14 protein-coding genes are annotated in these 16,683 nt (G+C 42.4%); 5 read left to right on the top strand and 9 right to left on the bottom strand.

Translation table 11 applies throughout. The features are described from left to right. Nucleotides 1-6 precede the first annotated feature (6 nt). From MUN53_RS00070 to MUN53_RS00055, 4 genes are all read left to right on the top strand, one after another. Entirely contained in the window at nt 7-432 is a 426-nt protein-coding gene (locus MUN53_RS00070) for an amino acid-binding protein (RefSeq protein WP_243322866.1), read from the top strand. Nucleotides 433-501: 69 nt separating this feature from the next. Further along, nucleotides 502-1,311 carry an outer membrane protein assembly factor BamD gene (locus tag MUN53_RS00065; RefSeq protein ID WP_022456580.1) on the top strand — a complete coding sequence of 270 codons (810 nt, stop codon included), beginning with the start codon at nt 502-504 and terminating at the stop codon, nt 1,309-1,311. A 24-nt stretch (nt 1,312-1,335) separates the two neighbouring features. Further along, complete coding sequence (locus tag MUN53_RS00060) at nt 1,336-1,668, top strand: DNA-directed RNA polymerase subunit omega (protein ID WP_022456581.1); 333 nt, start codon at nt 1,336-1,338, stop codon at nt 1,666-1,668. A gap of 155 nt (nt 1,669-1,823) precedes the next feature. Beyond that, on the top strand, nt 1,824-2,288 hold the full coding sequence (locus MUN53_RS00055; RefSeq protein WP_022456582.1) for a DUF4293 domain-containing protein: 465 nt from the start codon (nt 1,824-1,826) through the stop codon (nt 2,286-2,288). A gap of 135 nt (nt 2,289-2,423) precedes the next feature. Here the strand turns inward: MUN53_RS00055 and MUN53_RS00050 are convergent, their stop codons facing one another. The 6 genes from MUN53_RS00050 to MUN53_RS00025 form a co-directional block, all read right to left on the bottom strand. After that, entirely contained in the window at nt 2,424-4,793 is a 2,370-nt protein-coding gene (locus tag MUN53_RS00050) for a GH92 family glycosyl hydrolase (RefSeq protein ID WP_243322865.1), read from the bottom strand. Between the two features lie 3 nt (nt 4,794-4,796). Continuing rightward, complete coding sequence (locus tag MUN53_RS00045) at nt 4,797-7,478, bottom strand: glycoside hydrolase family 38 N-terminal domain-containing protein (protein WP_243322864.1); 2,682 nt, start codon at nt 7,476-7,478, stop codon at nt 4,797-4,799. A 15-nt stretch (nt 7,479-7,493) separates the two neighbouring features. Next, nucleotides 7,494-8,570, bottom strand: coding sequence for a uroporphyrinogen decarboxylase family protein (locus MUN53_RS00040; protein WP_243322863.1), 1,077 nt, complete (start codon nt 8,568-8,570; stop codon nt 7,494-7,496). 46 nt (nt 8,571-8,616) lie between these two features. Beyond that, a complete protein-coding gene (locus MUN53_RS00035) occupies nt 8,617-9,906 on the bottom strand; it encodes a glycosyl hydrolase-related protein (protein WP_243322861.1) in 1,290 nt (429 codons plus the stop codon). A 33-nt stretch (nt 9,907-9,939) separates the two neighbouring features. Then, nucleotides 9,940-11,484 carry a glycoside hydrolase family 38 N-terminal domain-containing protein gene (locus MUN53_RS00030; protein ID WP_243322859.1) on the bottom strand — a complete coding sequence of 515 codons (1,545 nt, stop codon included), beginning with the start codon at nt 11,482-11,484 and terminating at the stop codon, nt 9,940-9,942. Between the two features lie 68 nt (nt 11,485-11,552). Then, nucleotides 11,553-12,572, bottom strand: coding sequence for a LacI family DNA-binding transcriptional regulator (locus MUN53_RS00025; protein ID WP_243322857.1), 1,020 nt, complete (start codon nt 12,570-12,572; stop codon nt 11,553-11,555). A 311-nt stretch (nt 12,573-12,883) separates the two neighbouring features. On the opposite strand from MUN53_RS00025, the gene guaD reads away from it, so the two are divergent. Beyond that, on the top strand, nt 12,884-14,191 hold the full coding sequence (gene guaD, locus MUN53_RS00020; protein WP_243323000.1) for a guanine deaminase: 1,308 nt from the start codon (nt 12,884-12,886) through the stop codon (nt 14,189-14,191). An 11-nt stretch (nt 14,192-14,202) separates the two neighbouring features. Here guaD and MUN53_RS00015 read toward each other — a convergent pair whose 3' ends face one another. From MUN53_RS00015 to queD, 3 genes are all read right to left on the bottom strand, one after another. Beyond that, nucleotides 14,203-15,429 (bottom strand): type IX secretion system plug protein, encoded by a 1,227-nt coding sequence (locus MUN53_RS00015; protein WP_243322997.1) that lies wholly within the window; start codon nt 15,427-15,429, stop codon nt 14,203-14,205. 127 nt (nt 15,430-15,556) lie between these two features. Next, nucleotides 15,557-16,102 carry a 7-carboxy-7-deazaguanine synthase QueE gene (locus tag MUN53_RS00010; RefSeq protein ID WP_243322856.1) on the bottom strand — a complete coding sequence of 182 codons (546 nt, stop codon included), beginning with the start codon at nt 16,100-16,102 and terminating at the stop codon, nt 15,557-15,559. Then, a complete protein-coding gene (gene queD / locus MUN53_RS00005; RefSeq protein WP_243322996.1) occupies nt 16,089-16,421 on the bottom strand; it encodes a 6-carboxytetrahydropterin synthase QueD in 333 nt (110 codons plus the stop codon). Before queD ends, MUN53_RS00010 begins: the two co-directional genes overlap by 14 nt. Nucleotides 16,422-16,683: the final 262 nt, after the last annotated feature.

Here is a 16,683-nt window from a genome sequence, read left to right as displayed (position 1 = left end):
ATTATTATGCTGATCAAACAATTATCAATCTTTTTGGAGAACAAGAAAGGCCGTTTTACGGAAGTAGCCAATATATTAGGAGAAGCAGACATCAACATGTCGGCATTCACGGTATCCGAAAATTCGGATTTCGGCATACTCCGCCTTATCGTTTCCGATACCGACAAGGCCATTCAAGTATTGCGCGATCATTTATATGCGGTAAGTGTAGCCGATGTGGTATGCCTTCACTGCCCGAATCAGCCCGGTGCATTGGCAAAAGCCATGCAAATCATTACGGCAGCCGGTATCTTCGTAGAATATATGTATGCCTTTTCGCAGGGCGATGCAGCGAACGTCATTATCCGTCCGGACAATGTTGAACGTTGCGCCGAGGTACTGAAAGAGAACAAACTCGAACTGATTGCAGCCAGTGATTTATACAAATTGTAATTTTTAATACGCTAACGACCTTGTATTTCACAAAGAATTGTTATCTTTGCGCGCTAAACGTATGGTTGAATGAAGAAGATTGTATTATTATGGATGATGAGTGCTGTCTTGTTTACTTCTTGCGGAGAGTATAACAAGATCTTGAAAAGCACAGATTATGAATTGAAGTATTCGTACGCCAAGAAGTATTTCAACGCGAAACAATACTCCAAATCAGCAACGCTGTTGGATGAATTGGTTACAATCTTTAAAGGAACAGCTTATGCAGAAGAATCTCTGTATCTGCTCGCTCAAAGCTATTATGGGCAAAAAGATTACCAGACAGCTTCGCAATATTTTGAAACTTATTATAAGACGTACCCGAAAGGCGAATATGCCGAACTGTCACGTTATTATTCCGGTTATGGTTTATATTTAGATTCTCCGGATCCTAAATTAGACCAGACACAGACGTATAAGGCAATCGAACAATTGCAGTTGTACATGGATTATTATCCACAAAGCGAACGGGCAGAAGAAGCACAGCGAATCTTGTTCGAACTGCAGGAAAAACTGGCATTGAAAGAATTGCTGGCTACCCGGCTTTATTTCAACTTGGGTACTTATATGGGTAACAACTATTTGTCTGCGGTTATCACGGCAGAGAATGCGTTGAAGAATTATCCGTATTCAAAGTATCGTGAAGAATTTATGTATATTATGCTGCGCGCAAAATATGAATTGGCATTGGTTAGTGTCGATGAGAAGTTACAAGGAAGATACCGTGATGTAGTTGACGAATATTACAATTACATCAATGAGTATCCGGAAGGTAAATATCTGAAAGATGCGACCAAGTATTTCAATTATGCTAGCAAGCGGATTACTAATACGTATTAAACGAATTATCAATATAAACGAAGTATGGATTACAGAAAAACGAACGCGCCGACGAATACCATTACACGCGACATGATGAAACTTTGTGCCGATACAGGTAATGTGTATGAAACGGTAGCGATTATTGCAAAGCGGGCTAATCAGATTGGTGTTGAAATGAAACAAGATCTGGAAAAGAAACTCCAAGAGTTCGCCTCTTATAACGACAATCTGGAAGAAGTGTTCGAAAACAGAGAGCAGATTGAAATCTCTCGTTACTATGAAAAGCTGCCTAAACCAACACTGATTGCAGCGAAAGAGTATGAGGATGGTAAGGTTTATTACAGAAATCCTGCTAAAGAAAAGAATAATTTCTAATAATTGTCGGAATATATTTATTTGCTAACGACAGTTTGAATCCATAAAAGAGCAATTAATAAAGTCTTTTCAGTCAACCGACAGGAAATATCCTTTATTAATTGCTCTTTTCATTTTCTGATTCAAACGACAATAACATAAAAAGAAGAATACTTATGATACAAAGAATACAAACCGTATATCTGTTAATCATCGTCGCACTGATGATTGCAACATTATTCCTGCCATTAACGGTTTTACAGGCAGGCGAGTCTTTATGTTCGTTTGATGCCTCTGGTATCTCAACGATGCTGACAGATCAACCGGAATTACTTTATCCGACATGGGGTTTGTTTGCGCTGACAGCAATTATAGCCCTCATTTCACTGATTACTATTTTCCTTTATCGCAAACGCATTCTACAGATTCGTTTGTGTATTTTCAATGCCATCCTGATGTTAGGTTTTTATGGCTTGTATGCTTTCTATGTATGGACAGTATCAAAAGATTTGGGAGATGTTGACATCACCGGGAAAATCGCTTTAACATTCCCATTTATCAGTTTAATCCTGAATTATCTGGCCATCCGTAATATCGGAGCTGATGAAGCTTTGGTTCGTTCATTGGATCGCTTACGGTAAAAAGACAAATCTATCTTATAAAAAGAGGTTGCGTTCACGATATCATGACGCAACCTCTTTCTGTTTTAAGCCAATTCCGTAAGTTCAAATGCTTACAGCTTCTATAAACTTACGGAAAAGATTTATGATCTGTCATCATTTGACGACTGGCTGATCGCTCATTTCAACAGACAACTGACCACCCGATACAACATCTTTGAAACGGATTTCTGGAGATGTTAACTCTTTTCCGTTCCAAACATAGTCTTTTACATAAACATGCTGTTTGTCATTATTATGTGCTTCGATCACAAAGGTATCACCCGGATAATAATCTTTATTCAAACGAATCGTTACTTTATCAAACAACGTGCTACCCAATGAAAAGACCGGATCCACATCGGCCAATCCTTTTACATCAAACATACCTAAGGAAGAAATCACATACCAGGCACCCAACTGTCCCTGATCTTCATCCTGTCCGTATCCATAACCATGGATTCCATCTGTTCCATAGAACTCATCCAAGATAGCTCTTACCCATTTCTGCGTTAAATCGTAACGGCCTGCCTGATTGAACAGCCAAGAAATATGCAAGCAAGGTTGGTTTCCCTGATTATAATATGTCTGCAAGCCGGCAAAAGCATTAATCGTCTTGCCTCCACTGAAAATCTTATCTTGCGAGATAATGAAAATACTGTCCAGACGCTGTACAAATTCTTCTTTACCCATCTTTACGATCAGCGTCTGGGCATCATGCGGTACATAGAATGTATATTGATAAGCATTTCCTTCCTGGAAGCCACGCCATACTTGCATCGGATCGAAGTTCTCAATGAATTTTCCATTCTCCCATTTCGGATGAATCAGATTGGTCTCCTCATTATAAATACGTTCCCAACCTTTCGATAAATCCATCAATTGCTGATAATCGTCCATCTTGCCTAATTCTTTCGCCATCTGAGCAACCGCATACGCACCAAACGAATATTCCAACGTATGAGATGCAGAAAACATCCACGACTCATCCGGATATTCTCCTTGATCTTTGTGAGGAACATAACCATATTTGACAAACTTGTCTGTATCCAACTTGCCGGCACCCATCGGACGATCCTTTCCGTCCAATTCATTCTTGCGGGCAGCTGCATAAGCAGTTTCTACATCAAAGTCACGAATACCACACAAATAAGCAGCAGCAATAACATTTCCCAACTGATTGGTTCCAACGCCCGATACAAAACGACTGCAGGCAATACCATCACCTAACCAGCCCGTATCTTTATAGACCTGTAAATGCGTGCTGACATAATCCGACAAATACTCCGGATAAGCCAAGGCCCAAACCTGAATCAAGTTCCATTGTCCGCCCCAAATACCATCAGTATTATAGAAAGAGAACTTCGGTTTTCCATTTTCCATCGGCAACTGACCTATCGAACCGTCATTCTTCGGATAAGCACCATTGACATCGCTAGCCAGACCACGACCTAAAATAGCATGATACAAACCTGTATAGAACTTTACTTTATCTTCCTTCACCGGTGTTTCTACCCGAATCCGGCCCAAGTATTCTTCCCAGGTTTGATGAGAGGCCAAACGAGCTTCATCAAATGTCAATTGATCCTGATTCGTTTCCTCTTCTCGATTTAACCGGGCATTTTCAACAGAAGTATACGAAAGCCCCACTTTGGCAGTAACGGTTTCACCAGCCTTAGTCTGATAAGTCAGATAAGCTCCTGCCCCAACACCTTTAACGGATGCTTGATTCTCTTTAACATCTTCTTTGATAAACGTACCAAAAGAACTGGCTTCTTTATCCAGTTTGGCAGAGAAATACATTGTAATGGTCGCACCATCCTGATATTTCTTACTGTATTCCGGCAAGGTCTTTACCCAACCTTCAACCAGATCATTACTGCAAACCGTTACTTCAGCATCTACAGCCGGACCACTTTCTCCCTGGCGATTTCCGATATCAAACAAGATATGACTTTCGCCACTTTCCGGAAATGTGAATCGTTGGAACGCAACTCGCTTCGTAGCCGTTAATTCAGCCTTTATGTCATAGTCTTTTAACAAGACCGAATAATATCCGGCCGTAGCGACTTCATCTTCATGACTAAAAGCGGAACGATAACCTTCGCCTTCCGAATTCACAGCTCCTGGAATCGTTTTCAGTTCACCGACAGTCGGCATCAAGACAATACCTCCTACCTGAAACTCATGCAAACAAGGGAAACCTTCGATAGAAGTATCCCGATAATCATAGCCCGTTGCTTCCCAACCCGACTTGTTTCCTACACTCGCATTCGTAGCAGCAGCAGGCTTTGCCAAACCAAATGGCAAGGCTCCCGGAGCAAAATGAAACCACCGGCAATGAGCTGTACCGATACGAGGCTCCACATACTGAGTCAACGACTCTTCTGTTGTCGTCTGATTCTGGTTACTTGTCGTTGTACAAGCCACCAGAAGGAAACATCCCAGCGCAGCCAGGATATTTCTCTTCGTCTTACATTTCTTCATATCTTATTCTAACTTGATTTTATATGTTTCAATCGCATATTTTCCCAATCGTATCTCTTGCACACTTTCCAATTCTTCCTCAATCAGATTCGTATGTACAATCGCTTTCGGCTGGAAAGGCATTTGCAAATGTACCACTTCCTCTTGGCCGGAACAATTATACAGACGGACGATCAAACTATTATCATCTTCACACTTTTTCAGGGCAGTCACCTTGACCTGAGGATTATCCAATGTCAGGAAAGAATATTCTTCCGGCAAACGAGTCTCTGCATATCGAATAGGATTATACACAGATATTAGCGGAGCATTGGCAGAAACTCCAGCTTCTTCACGCTGAATGCTTCTAGGCTGATGCGAAGTAACCGAAAAATGGAACGAATGATCTCCTGGTTGGAAATAATCATTTCCCTGTCCATGACAACTTCTTCTGGAAGCCATCAAAATCGGTTGCAATATCGTATAATCGACTGGTTGGTCTGTCGGATCCAAATAATCGGCTACCGCAACCGATGAAGTCATCGTAACAGCCGCTTTGTCTCCTTTCGCACTGATCCAATTCCCGATTCCACGCGGATGCTGTTCCTTATTCTCCACATAATAACGTTCACCGGCAGCACCAGGCATCTCGTCTTTACCGACTGTCAACGCACCAAAAGGAACTTCATAAGATACCTCAGCCTTTCCAAAAGCCAAAGGCCACATCAGACGGAACTCCCGGAACATAACACCTTCCCAATTCAACAGATCTACATCCATATCAATCCGTTTTGTCTGGTGATATACGCGCAAAGTCTGTTCCACTATGGCATGACGGATTGGCGTTCTCAACTTATAAGCCGTATAAACCGGACCATCTTCCAGAAGAGTCCAATCTGCCGCATGACTGGATGTTTTATCAAATCCTTCCATATCAGGTTGTTGTACGGCATCAAATTCGCCGGCACCATTGCCAAATGAACGCATGGTGATAACTTCTCCTCCCAAAAACTTTGCAGTATTCAGTAACGGAGTCTGCTGTTCTTTGTCATAGATCTGCTTGATACCACCTTTCGTCAATTCAATCCGATAATATGAATTTTCTATGATCTGATCGGAAGCCGAACGTAGAGCAGCCACCGAAGAAGAAGCATTTACATAATAAGTCTTCAACCCCATGGCAGGAACAGCAGAAGCTACAAAATGAACCTTTGCCTGCTGAATACTCTGATCTGCATAATATTTGACATCCGACAATTGAACCGGTATTTGTTTTCCTTCCGCATCTTGTACAGACAACTGCTTGGCAAAACCTTCCTCCAAACGAATCTCAAACTGAACCGGAGCAGTACGAGCAAATGACAAGTTATTAAACAACACGACAGGTCTTCCTTTTTCAGCCTTCGTATTAACCGATGATGCCAGATAACCGGCATCTTCTATAATCTGTTTCTCTGCTTCCGTCAAGGCAAAATCATATTTCCGTCGGAATTCATTATCCGTCATGATTCCTCCATTACCGCCCCAACCATGATCCGGATAAATCTTTGCCTTCCACGCTTCGTCTAACATCTCTGAAGGATAAGAAAGAAAAGAACCGGAAGTCATAATCCGGTAAGAAGCCATTGCTTCTGCTGCCGGCAACAGTAAATCACCTTTTCGACTTGCCGTAATAGCTTTCTCGTGCGAAGGACCATGAATATATAACCACACATTCGGACGTTCTCCTTCTATTTCAGGCAAGTTTTTCGTAGAATGATCCAACGTATTGAAAAAGTTGTCTGCCGTGGCATATTCAAATTTGGGTAGATTGACTTTTTCCCATTTCATCTCTCCTTCCTTACGGATATATTGAACGCGGTTCCATTTATCCTTAAACTGCAATGTATTTGCCACCGGTTTCTGATCCCATGATAATTCGTAATTCAGCATGGCCGGCATAACTGTTTTTGCCTGCTTGATATCATTATACTTTGTGTACCATAAGATCGATTCCTTTCCTAATTCCTTTACGGCTGCCGTATCTTCTTTTGCCATTACATTATAGAAATAGATATAATGTCCCGGCGTATAAGTCCGGACCTTTGATCCGTCAGGAGCTTTCCAATAAAACAAACCTCGTTCATGGCGACTGATGATCAGGTTATTCACACCGGCTTTTTTCATGATCTGAGGCATTTGTAATGTCCGGCCCGGAACATCCACATTAAAATAAGATAATGTCTGGTAGCCATCAAAATTCTTCTTCAACCAACGAGCACCCCAATAAAACTGACGAGCCAATGATTCTCCTGAATACATTTCTTCGTACGGCTGGATGTACGTACCTCCGATACAAATACGACCTTCTTTGATATACTTATCAAACAAAGGCTTCGTGTCTGGATGTCGATGTAAGTACTCCATTACGATAGATGTCTGTTCGATATCCATCTTAAATGTCGGATCTTCTTCCAATCGCTTTAAGAATGGAGTCAGCCATAACGTATCACGATCGGCTATACAAGCATCAATATGGTTCAGCCATGCCAAATCCTGATGTGTAGTTGTGAACAGATAAATACTACCCTTTCCTAATTGTGAATCCGAAAGGTTCTTCAATAAATCATAAGTCTCTTCATCGCAAGTATATAAATTCTTCTCAAACTGAGCCTGTACTGAGAAGAATGGCAACAAAGACAATATCGGAATTATTATTTTCTTCATACGCATCTGATTTAATCATCCTACTTCATTTGCCTGAAGACGTTGAATTTCTTCATACGAACCATAGCGACGTGTCGCAGCAATAAAAGCCTTGAAATTATCAACCGGAGTATTCCGTCCCATGGCACAACCGGAACTGATGATATGTCTGCGACCTTGTGTTGCTTCAATCAAGTTCTTTACGGCTTGTTCTACATCAGTAGGCGAACCTAATACTAATGGAAAGCTCGGATCTATGTTACCCATCAAAACCGTATCTGCAGGAACAAGCTGACGAGCCTCTTTCATGTCGAGCATCCAATCCACTTCCAGGATTTTTGCTCCGGTCATTCCCATATCTTTGATAATACCATTGGTATTTCCACATATATGAATGGAGAACGGGATTCCGTAAGCCTGAACTTCTTCAGCCAGGCATTTCTCCGGTTCCCAAGCAAAGTCACGATACATTTCCGGTGAAATCAGATTCGGCCCAGCCAAAGCATCTCCAATAGAAGTAGCATGAGCACCCGCATCCTTCTGGGCTTTGGCAAACACAGCACTTACTTTCCGGCAATAATCCAATACATCTTGGATCAATTGTCTGTCTTCCGTCATCAGGTCCATCATAAATTGAGTCGTACCACGTAAAAGACAGGCAATACTGAAAGGACCTTGATCTGCCCGTCCCATAATAAATACGTGATCTCCTATCTTCTCCTTTAAGACACGTGTTGCTTCCAGCCATTCATTTAATCGTCCCGACGTAAAAGGATCAGGAATAGGTAAATCATATACATCCCGTAAATCCTTCAGTACAGGTTCGCTCTCATCAACAATTGCAGGCTCATCGTCTCTAAAAATCACCTTCGCTCCTACCGCCTCGGCAATGGTTGCATCATCAAAGTCAATGACGCAACCATCATACCCATATTTCTCCTGAGAAATAAAATGAGCTTCCGCCATCTTACGGCCGTTTTTATTTACATCACTTATCTTCATGCCGGCTGTTTCGACAGCTAACATAAAGCATTGCGGTACAACGGGCAATTTATCGGGTATATTCCCGTTCAATACCGCCATGCAACGTTCCAACGATGTCATTTCTTTCATGGTCATCCTTATTTAAAGTACATACTATTTTCAATATTCCTTTTTATCAAAGAACCAGCTTATAGGTTTCAATGGCATGATGGCCTAACTTCAGGCGTAATTGCTTGCCTGAAACATTTAAGGCTTCTTGCTCTTCTTCTATCAGATTGGTTCGGATTACCTGTTTCACTTCAAAAGGAAGCGTAACAGTTATTTCTTTATCTTTCCCTTCCATTTCAGTCAGACGAATAATCAGATTACCGTCCTGATCCGCTTTCTTGATTAATGATAATGCAGTGAAAGGATCTGAAATCTGTAAGAAACTATGTGTTGCTGCCAAAGAACCACCTTTGTTTACCTTTTTCTGTACATAAAAAGGATGATTACTAGCTATACCAAACGGATATCCGTTTTTCCAACCTTCCGGATGAGAGGTGATAGAAAACTTATATGAATGGGTTCCTTTCTGATGATACCAGTTTCCTTCGCCATGGCAACTTTTATGGGAAGAGAACAATATGCCTTGTAATACCGGATAAACAGCCATTTCACGCGAAGGATCCAACCAATCTGCAACAGCTACACAGGATGACATGGTAAAACCAAATCCATTGCCGCTCGCTGAAATGAAATTCTGAATTTCCCGTGGATGAGAATCTTTCGGATGATGTACATAGGTTCCACCCCAGGCCCAACCTCCAGGTTGTTTGTCCAGCTCATCTTTTCCCACTTGTGCAACACCCATGGGGACTTCATAATGAATTGTCCGTTCTTCCATCATATTCAACGGGAAAGCAATCCGATACTGGCGGTTATGTTCTCCATCAAAATCTTTCAGGGTTATGTCAAAATCGATCTTTTTATACGTATGATAAAATGTGATAGTCTGTCTGATTACCGCATGTTGGGTAGGTTGTTCTTGCTCAAAACGGGTAAACAACGGACCGTCTTCCGTTACTTTCCAAGTCGGGGTGAAAGAACTTAAAGGAATGATGTCTCCCGGTGTCACATCGGTAATACGAGTAAACTCGCCCGCTCCATTTCCTGTATATCCCAGTTCAACGACATCTCCACACGCAAATTTGGAAGAATGAATCAGTTCTTTTCCTAATTCTTTATCATAAAGAGAAACAATACCACCATTCCCTAGTTGTGCTTTATAATAACTATTCTCAATACTGTTGGCCAAGCATTGAACAGCACCCGTGAAATTCCCTTTCGGTTTCTTTCCTTCCACAACAGTAAAACTACGATATCCCATGGCCGGAATCTGTTCTGCCAGGAAAACAACATAACGCTTACCATCTTCAGCGATTCTTACTTGCGAGGGTACCACGCGTCCTCGCTCATCTTTCACCGATGCCTGTGGCTTCTGGATCTCAACTTCTACCTATTCACTACGTTCCCAGGTCAGATCATTAAATACAATATAATTGTCCGGATGTGTATTTACTTCTTCCGTGATTTGCTGTAAAGCATCCGACAATAACTTTTGTCCTTCATCACGTCCCACTTTCAAGCTATCTTCAAAGATAGCATCGGTTATTTCTCCATTCTTTCCGCCTAATCCATGATCAGGATAGATAGAAGCCATCCATGCCCGATCGAATGCACGACGAGGATATGACGACAGTTCATTCCGCAGACAAGCAGCGAATGTGGTAAACGATTCGGCAGCTGGTAACAAAACGGCCGCTTCCCGTTTGTATTTCGTAGCTTCATAATGGGCAGGTCCATGAATATACAGCCACAAGTCCGGCCTTTCTCCTGCAATCTTTTCAAACTGGGTGTTTTCTCCTCTCACCGCTTCAAAATAGGCTTCAGCAGTAGAGGCTTTCAAATGTGGTAACGGAATATCCGAAGCATCTGCTATTTTATTCCATTCATCAATCACTGGCTGATAATCTACCGGCTTGGTAGCATCACAGCTCATTAAAATGGCATAATGAGGCGGTATTTGATGCTTCTTAAAATAATCGCTCCACAGCTGTGTCCGATGGTGTAGCTTATGAAAAGCTATAACGGCATCCTGATCGAAGAACTTCCAGATCATAGACGCCCAACCATAGTTTCCAGGAGTAAAAGTCAGCACTTTCGATCCATCCGGACTATACCAGTCGTATAAACCTTCTGCCATTCGGCTGACAAACAAATTAGGGATTCCGCTTTTAGCCAATATCTGTGGCATTTGCCAGGTTCTTCCCGGCACATCTATATTATTAGCAACCCGATCATCGCATCCAGGAAGATTTTCCTGAATCCATTTTCTTCCATAATAAGCCTGACGGACCAACTGTTCTCCACTGGAAAGACCTTCGTAAGGCTGATTATAAGTTGCACCCCAACCGAATCTCTTCTCCTGGTACAGCCGGATCAATTCGTCTTTCCTCTCCGGATGAGCTTCCAGAAACTCCATCAGGTTTAATGTCTGTTCCATCTCAAACGTAAACGCCGGATTCTTTTTCATAAGCTCCAATGCCGGCAGGATGATCTGATTGATACGGTCTTCACGACAATACTCGGGTGTATCCATCCAGGCAATATCCTGATGTGACGACTGAATGATATGGATCGTTCCCTCTTTAAAGTAACCCCAGTCGGCAGGTATTAATGGAGAAAAGGTCTGTTCGCATACCGTCTTTTTCCCATCATTTAATCTTAAGACGGCAGGTTTTCCTATCATAGGTAACCAGACCAATACACTGTCTTCTTTCTCCGTAGGGATGATCTTTGCCGCCACCCCATCGATACTTCCTTTTAACCTTTTTGTCTGAACATCCTTTACCTTGACAAAAGAAAGAACTCTGAATTTTCCATCTTCCTGCTTATATGTAATGGGTGAAACAGGTGCTACTTGTGTCATCTCTGATACTTGTGCTCCTAAATGAAAAGAGGTGAATAACAAACATACCCACCCAATTTTGTGTTTCATCATGTCTGAAAATAACTAAAAGTCCAACAATACTTTAACCGGTCTAATTCTAAATACAGGTAGTAACCGCCTTATTTCCCCAAAAGAGAAAAGGAAGGCGAAAACTCATTCTCCAATACCACATTTCGGAAAGAAAAGTCTCCTCCCTGCTGTATATTATCCAACAGGATTTTTACCGCCTCTACTCCCATTTTATCAATCGGCATTCTGGTGACACACATCTCCGGTGCCAAAACATCCAACGCTATTGTCTCATGGAAGCAACCCAAATGAAAACGATGCTGATAGTCTATCTGATGATTGATAAAATAACGAATTGCCTCTAAAGCCAGATAATGGGTCGAAAAGAAAAAGCCATCAACATCCGGCACTTCCTGAAACAGACAATCCAACTTATCAATAATATCCGTCTGATAATTCTGCCGCTCGATGAAAAGTCCCAAGGACAAGTCACTGTCCAGGCCCAAGTCTTGCAATGCTTTCCGGTATCCTTCCACCCGCTGCTTCATGACATACAAATGAATATCAGTTGTCAGCAAAGCGATCTTCCTGGCTCCTTTCTTACCCAGATAATGCACCACATCATAACAACTCTGCGTATTATTCACAATGACATAATTGGAAGGCAAATTCGGATAATAACGATCCACCAGAACATACGGGAAAGTTTCTTCCGACAGCAAGTCTATTCCCTTCTTCGAAACCTTTGTCGGAGCGATAATAATACCATCTACCTGTTTGGCTTTCAAAGTACGTATCAATTCAAACTCTTTATCTCCATCGCCTTCTGAACTGCAAACAATCAAGGCATATTTATTTCGGGCAGCCTCCAATTCTATCGCACTTGCCAACTGAGCATAAAAAGTATCTCCCAAAAAGGGAATGATCAGTCCAATCGTATTGGAAGTTCCCAAAGACAAACTTCGGGCCAATAAATTCGGACGGTAATTGACGGATTCCGCATAATCTTTTACTCGTTTAATCGTTGCTTCGCTAAACCCTTTTGCTTCTCCTTGTCCTGAAAGAATCCAAGAGACTGTAGCCTTTGAAAGATTTAAGGCTTCTGCTATATTTTTTAAAGACACTTTCATAAATTTCTTATTTAATCGGTTCAAAAATACATATACATTTTCTAAATCCCAATAAACAACAAATCATTTCATCATTTTTAATAAATTCTATTTTCAATGTCTTATCGAATTACAAAATACCCAAGAGTAACCGGCAAAACCAACGAGAATCAATTTTAATTCTCGTTACATCTATAAGTAATTCTCGTTGGTTTCTTTTTTAAAAGCCGGGGTATACCGAATGAAAAAATCTTGATTTCTATCCTTCCTACTCCAAACAAATTTGTACTTTAGGGTGTTTATTGAAACGGAATACAAAAGAGATGAATAGGATGAATGAAATGAAACTATATTTGGGTGAGGTATTTTATTTTACAGACTCGCCTTTGCTGTCGGCAAAGAATATCGTATATGAACCCGACGGTGCTTTATGCGTCTGCGATGGATTGGTTGTAGAAGCCGGAACATCGGCTATCCTATTGCAGAAATATCCGAAGGCGGAAGTCGTCGATTATCAGGGTTCCGTTTTGATGCCGGGATTTATCGACGCACATCTTCATTATGTGCAGACCGAAATCACGGGAATGTACGGAAGGCAGTTGCTCGACTGGTTGAACCAATATACGTTTCCGGCCGAAAGAGCCTTTGCCGATACGGACCATTGCCGTGAAATCTCCCGCGCATTTCTGAAAGAGCTTTTCCGTAACGGGACGACCACGGCAGTTGCCTTTTCGTCGGTTCATCCGCAATCGGCAGATATTCTGTTTGAAGAAGCTTCCCGATACAATATGTGTATGCTGACAGGGAAAGTCCAAATGGACCAGGAAGCGCCTGAATATCTTTGCGACACGCCGGAGCAAGGAGAAGCCGACGTACGTGCGCTGATACAGAAATGGCACGGGAAAGGACGAAACAAATATGTCATTACACCTCGTTTTGCTGTCAGTTGTTCTCCGGCAGAACTGGAAGCCTGCCAGCGGATTCATGCCGATTATCCGGATACATACATCCAGACACATTTATCGGAGAACAAAGGTGAAGTCGATTTCGTCAGGACATTATATCCGGACTGTCCGGATTATCTGTCGGTGTACGAGAAATATGGATTGCTTACCGACCGGACCTTGCTGGCTCATGCCATCCATTTGAGTGATTCGGAACGGGAACGTATTGCCAAGGCACAGGCAATCGCCGTACATTGTCCGACATCCAACGGTTTTCTGGGAAGTGGTCTGTATGAAATGAAGAAAGCCAACGAAGCCGGTATGCAGACAGTGATAGGAACAGATATCGGTGGTGGTACCTCTTTTTCCATCTTCCATACATTAGGTGCTTCCTATCAGGTACAACAACTGAACAATTATCCGATGTCGGCCTTCGAAGCCTTTTATAAAGCTACTTTGGGTAGTGCGAAAGCCTTGCATCTGGATCAGGAAATCGGCAGTTTTCTGCCGGGACGGATGGCTGATTTCATCGTGGTGGATTACAGTTCTACGTTTGCCCAGCTGTATCGTTATGAATACTTAAAGCGGACAAAAGCCTGGAATATTGAGAATCTGCTGTTTGGTTTGATGACACATGCCGACGACCGCGCCGTTCGGGCTACCTACATCGCCGGCCAGTGTGTACATGAAAGATAATCGGAATCCGATCAGTTATGACCATTGATATGCACCGTCTGTACACCAATCAGACGGTCATAACGAGTTCCCATCGGACGGAAATAGACGTAAATCGTATATTCGTTTTCCGTCTGATGGAAATCTCCTTCAATACTTCCGGTTTGTCCGGTAGTCTCACCTTCCGGAACATATAGATACTGATAGTTATAATTTCCCTGTTTCAGCAGAAGGGCCTTTTCATATTGGCGTGAATCCGGATTGAATACCATCTCGCTGTTCTCATCAAAGGTATTCTGCATGAAGTCTCCGTTCAAATAAACCTTACCTCCTTTTGCTTCAGGCATTGCTAAGGTGAAATGAACAATGTAATAATCGGCTTCCGTATTGGCATCATCACATCGGCTACATGCCACATAGAAACGTCCATTCTGATCTTGATCATATTCATACGTCGCCATGCTACTTGGGTAGTCTTTCATCAGATCGACATGGTAATACGGATTATGATAGGAAATACCTTCTACACGCATCCCATTGTACTTGCTCGACAAGAACTCCATACGGCGGTATTCATTGCCTGCCGGGAAAATCAGTTCCCGCAGGTTTTCATAGACGATCCGGTCGCTCAAGATACCACTCGGCATGATTTTCCGAACAACATTATCCGGCCGGTTATTCTGTACTACCCGGATTTTCAGATCAGTCTGCGGATGTGTAATATTCAAATTCTTCTTCAGGACCGAGAAATTTACCTGCTGATGCCGCTGATAGGTATCAACTAATGTATTTCCGGTTACTTCAGCTGCAATGCCTATCTCCGACTCTGCCACCGAAAAACAAGCCACCAGCACCGTTTCCTCCGGATGATCTTCATGATATACACGAACGGCGTAGTTGCCCGATACTTTCAACTGTACATCATCATTCGGCAATAACAGCTGATAATTGGTATATTGCGTAGTCGTATTAAATGAATTGGCAAAGTCGTCGATCGTCAATCCTTGGAAACCCTGCATATATTCGAGTTCGTTCAACGACGATTTCTTCCAGTCGGCATCACAATGGATAACGGAATAGGCATAACGCTCGTAATTAGGCGTCAAGTCATCAAAGTTAATCAGAATTTGTTCTCCATTGCCTAATGAAATAACCGGTACTGTAAAGGTCTGATCCGGCTGAACAACCTGCAATGATTTGATTCGTTTAGGCTTGTATATTTGTGTATGATATGTTTCCTGAGCTTCTATTTGCCCCATGCCCACAAACAAAGAACAGATAAATACGGCCAAACGCGCCCACCGCCTACTTCCAATTTTCTTCATATATCTAAATCTTCTAAAGTCTGTATTCAATGATAAATCCACTCCAAAATCCATCCGAGCATTACCGGATCTGAATCCACTTATGCGTCTGCAAGCTCAGTCTCCACGCCGGATGCTTCAAGATATAATCCACCACCTCTTCCGTGTTCCGGCACGAACAAGGTTGCAAATAGTATTGTTTAGCCGGCAACTGGCGATACACTTCCACATCTTCTTCACCGGTAAAGACGACCTTTACTTCATCAATCCGGTCCAATACCACCGGTTCGCCTTTCGGAGAACACGTCACCCAATCTATTCCTGCCGGGACTTTCCGTGTTCCGTTGGTTTCTATGCAAACATATTTCCCCAGCCGATGCAGTCCGTCTATCAGGGCATCGTCGATCCACAACGAAGGTTCGCCGCCCGTCAGAATAACTGTCCGGGCCGGGCAAGCTGCTGCTTCTGCCCAAATCTCCTCATCGTCCATCCAACGGCCTTCTTCGTGCTGCGTATCACAAAACGGACATTTCAGGTTACAACCCGAGAAACGGATAAACAAAGCCGGCGTACCAGTATGATAGCCTTCGCCCTGCAGGCTGTAGAATATTTCATTAATCTTTCTCATAGATCGCCGTATTACCTTCAGACTCCTGCACTTCTACTTTAAAGCAATGAGGCACCTGCTCACAAACCCAACGAGCGATGTTTTCGGCCGTCGGATTAAAGGGCAGTACTTCATTCAGGTTCTTATGATCCAACCGGTCTTTTACCAGCTGCTTGATATGGCTGAAATCCGTCACCATACCGTCTTCGTTCAACTCCTTCGCCCGGCAATAAATCGTTACAATCCAGTTATGGCCATGCAGATTGGTGCACTTACTCGGATAAGAAAGGCACAAGTGATGTGCCGCAGATATTTCCAGTCTTTTAATTACGGTGTACATAGGTTCTATTTTGGCTGCAAAGATACATGGATTTGCGGATTCTTGATTCAGTTTCACCTTGAATCTTTTTACAAAATCCCCCAATCAACCCGACGACTCTTTACTATGACAATGAGAAAAAATCCTCATTCAGACAAGTATCTCGAATAAATGTCTTTTTGTAAATAAGGTTGACTCCTAAAAAGCAAGAAGATGAAAGAAAGCAATTATGAACAAGAGAAGTTTCGGAAGAATTTGGAAAGAGAGATTTTCCGTTTGGTAA

Source organism: Parabacteroides faecalis, assembly GCF_022809355.1.
Classification (GTDB): Bacteria; Bacteroidota; Bacteroidia; order Bacteroidales; family Tannerellaceae; genus Parabacteroides; species Parabacteroides faecalis.
Note: the sequence above shows the minus strand (reverse complement) of the source record. Positions and strands in the feature narration are given on the sequence as shown.

Coding starts and splice junctions, on each gene's coding strand:
- MUN53_RS00070 (WP_243322866.1), top strand. CDS start 7: ATGCTGATCAAACAATTATCAATCTTTTTGGAGAACAAGAAAGGCCGT.
- MUN53_RS00065 (WP_022456580.1), top strand. CDS start 502: ATGAAGAAGATTGTATTATTATGGATGATGAGTGCTGTCTTGTTTACT.
- MUN53_RS00060 (WP_022456581.1), top strand. CDS start 1,336: ATGGATTACAGAAAAACGAACGCGCCGACGAATACCATTACACGCGAC.
- MUN53_RS00055 (WP_022456582.1), top strand. CDS start 1,824: ATGATACAAAGAATACAAACCGTATATCTGTTAATCATCGTCGCACTG.
- MUN53_RS00050 (WP_243322865.1), bottom strand. CDS start 4,793: ATGAAGAAATGTAAGACGAAGAGAAATATCCTGGCTGCGCTGGGATGT.
- MUN53_RS00045 (WP_243322864.1), bottom strand. CDS start 7,478: ATGAAGAAAATAATAATTCCGATATTGTCTTTGTTGCCATTCTTCTCA.
- MUN53_RS00040 (WP_243322863.1), bottom strand. CDS start 8,570: ATGAAAGAAATGACATCGTTGGAACGTTGCATGGCGGTATTGAACGGG.
- MUN53_RS00030 (WP_243322859.1), bottom strand. CDS start 11,484: ATGATGAAACACAAAATTGGGTGGGTATGTTTGTTATTCACCTCTTTT.
- MUN53_RS00025 (WP_243322857.1), bottom strand. CDS start 12,572: ATGAAAGTGTCTTTAAAAAATATAGCAGAAGCCTTAAATCTTTCAAAG.
- guaD (WP_243323000.1), top strand. CDS start 12,884: ATGAATGAAATGAAACTATATTTGGGTGAGGTATTTTATTTTACAGAC.
- MUN53_RS00015 (WP_243322997.1), bottom strand. CDS start 15,429: ATGGGGCAAATAGAAGCTCAGGAAACATATCATACACAAATATACAAG.
- MUN53_RS00010 (WP_243322856.1), bottom strand. CDS start 16,102: ATGAGAAAGATTAATGAAATATTCTACAGCCTGCAGGGCGAAGGCTAT.
- queD (WP_243322996.1), bottom strand. CDS start 16,421: ATGTACACCGTAATTAAAAGACTGGAAATATCTGCGGCACATCACTTG.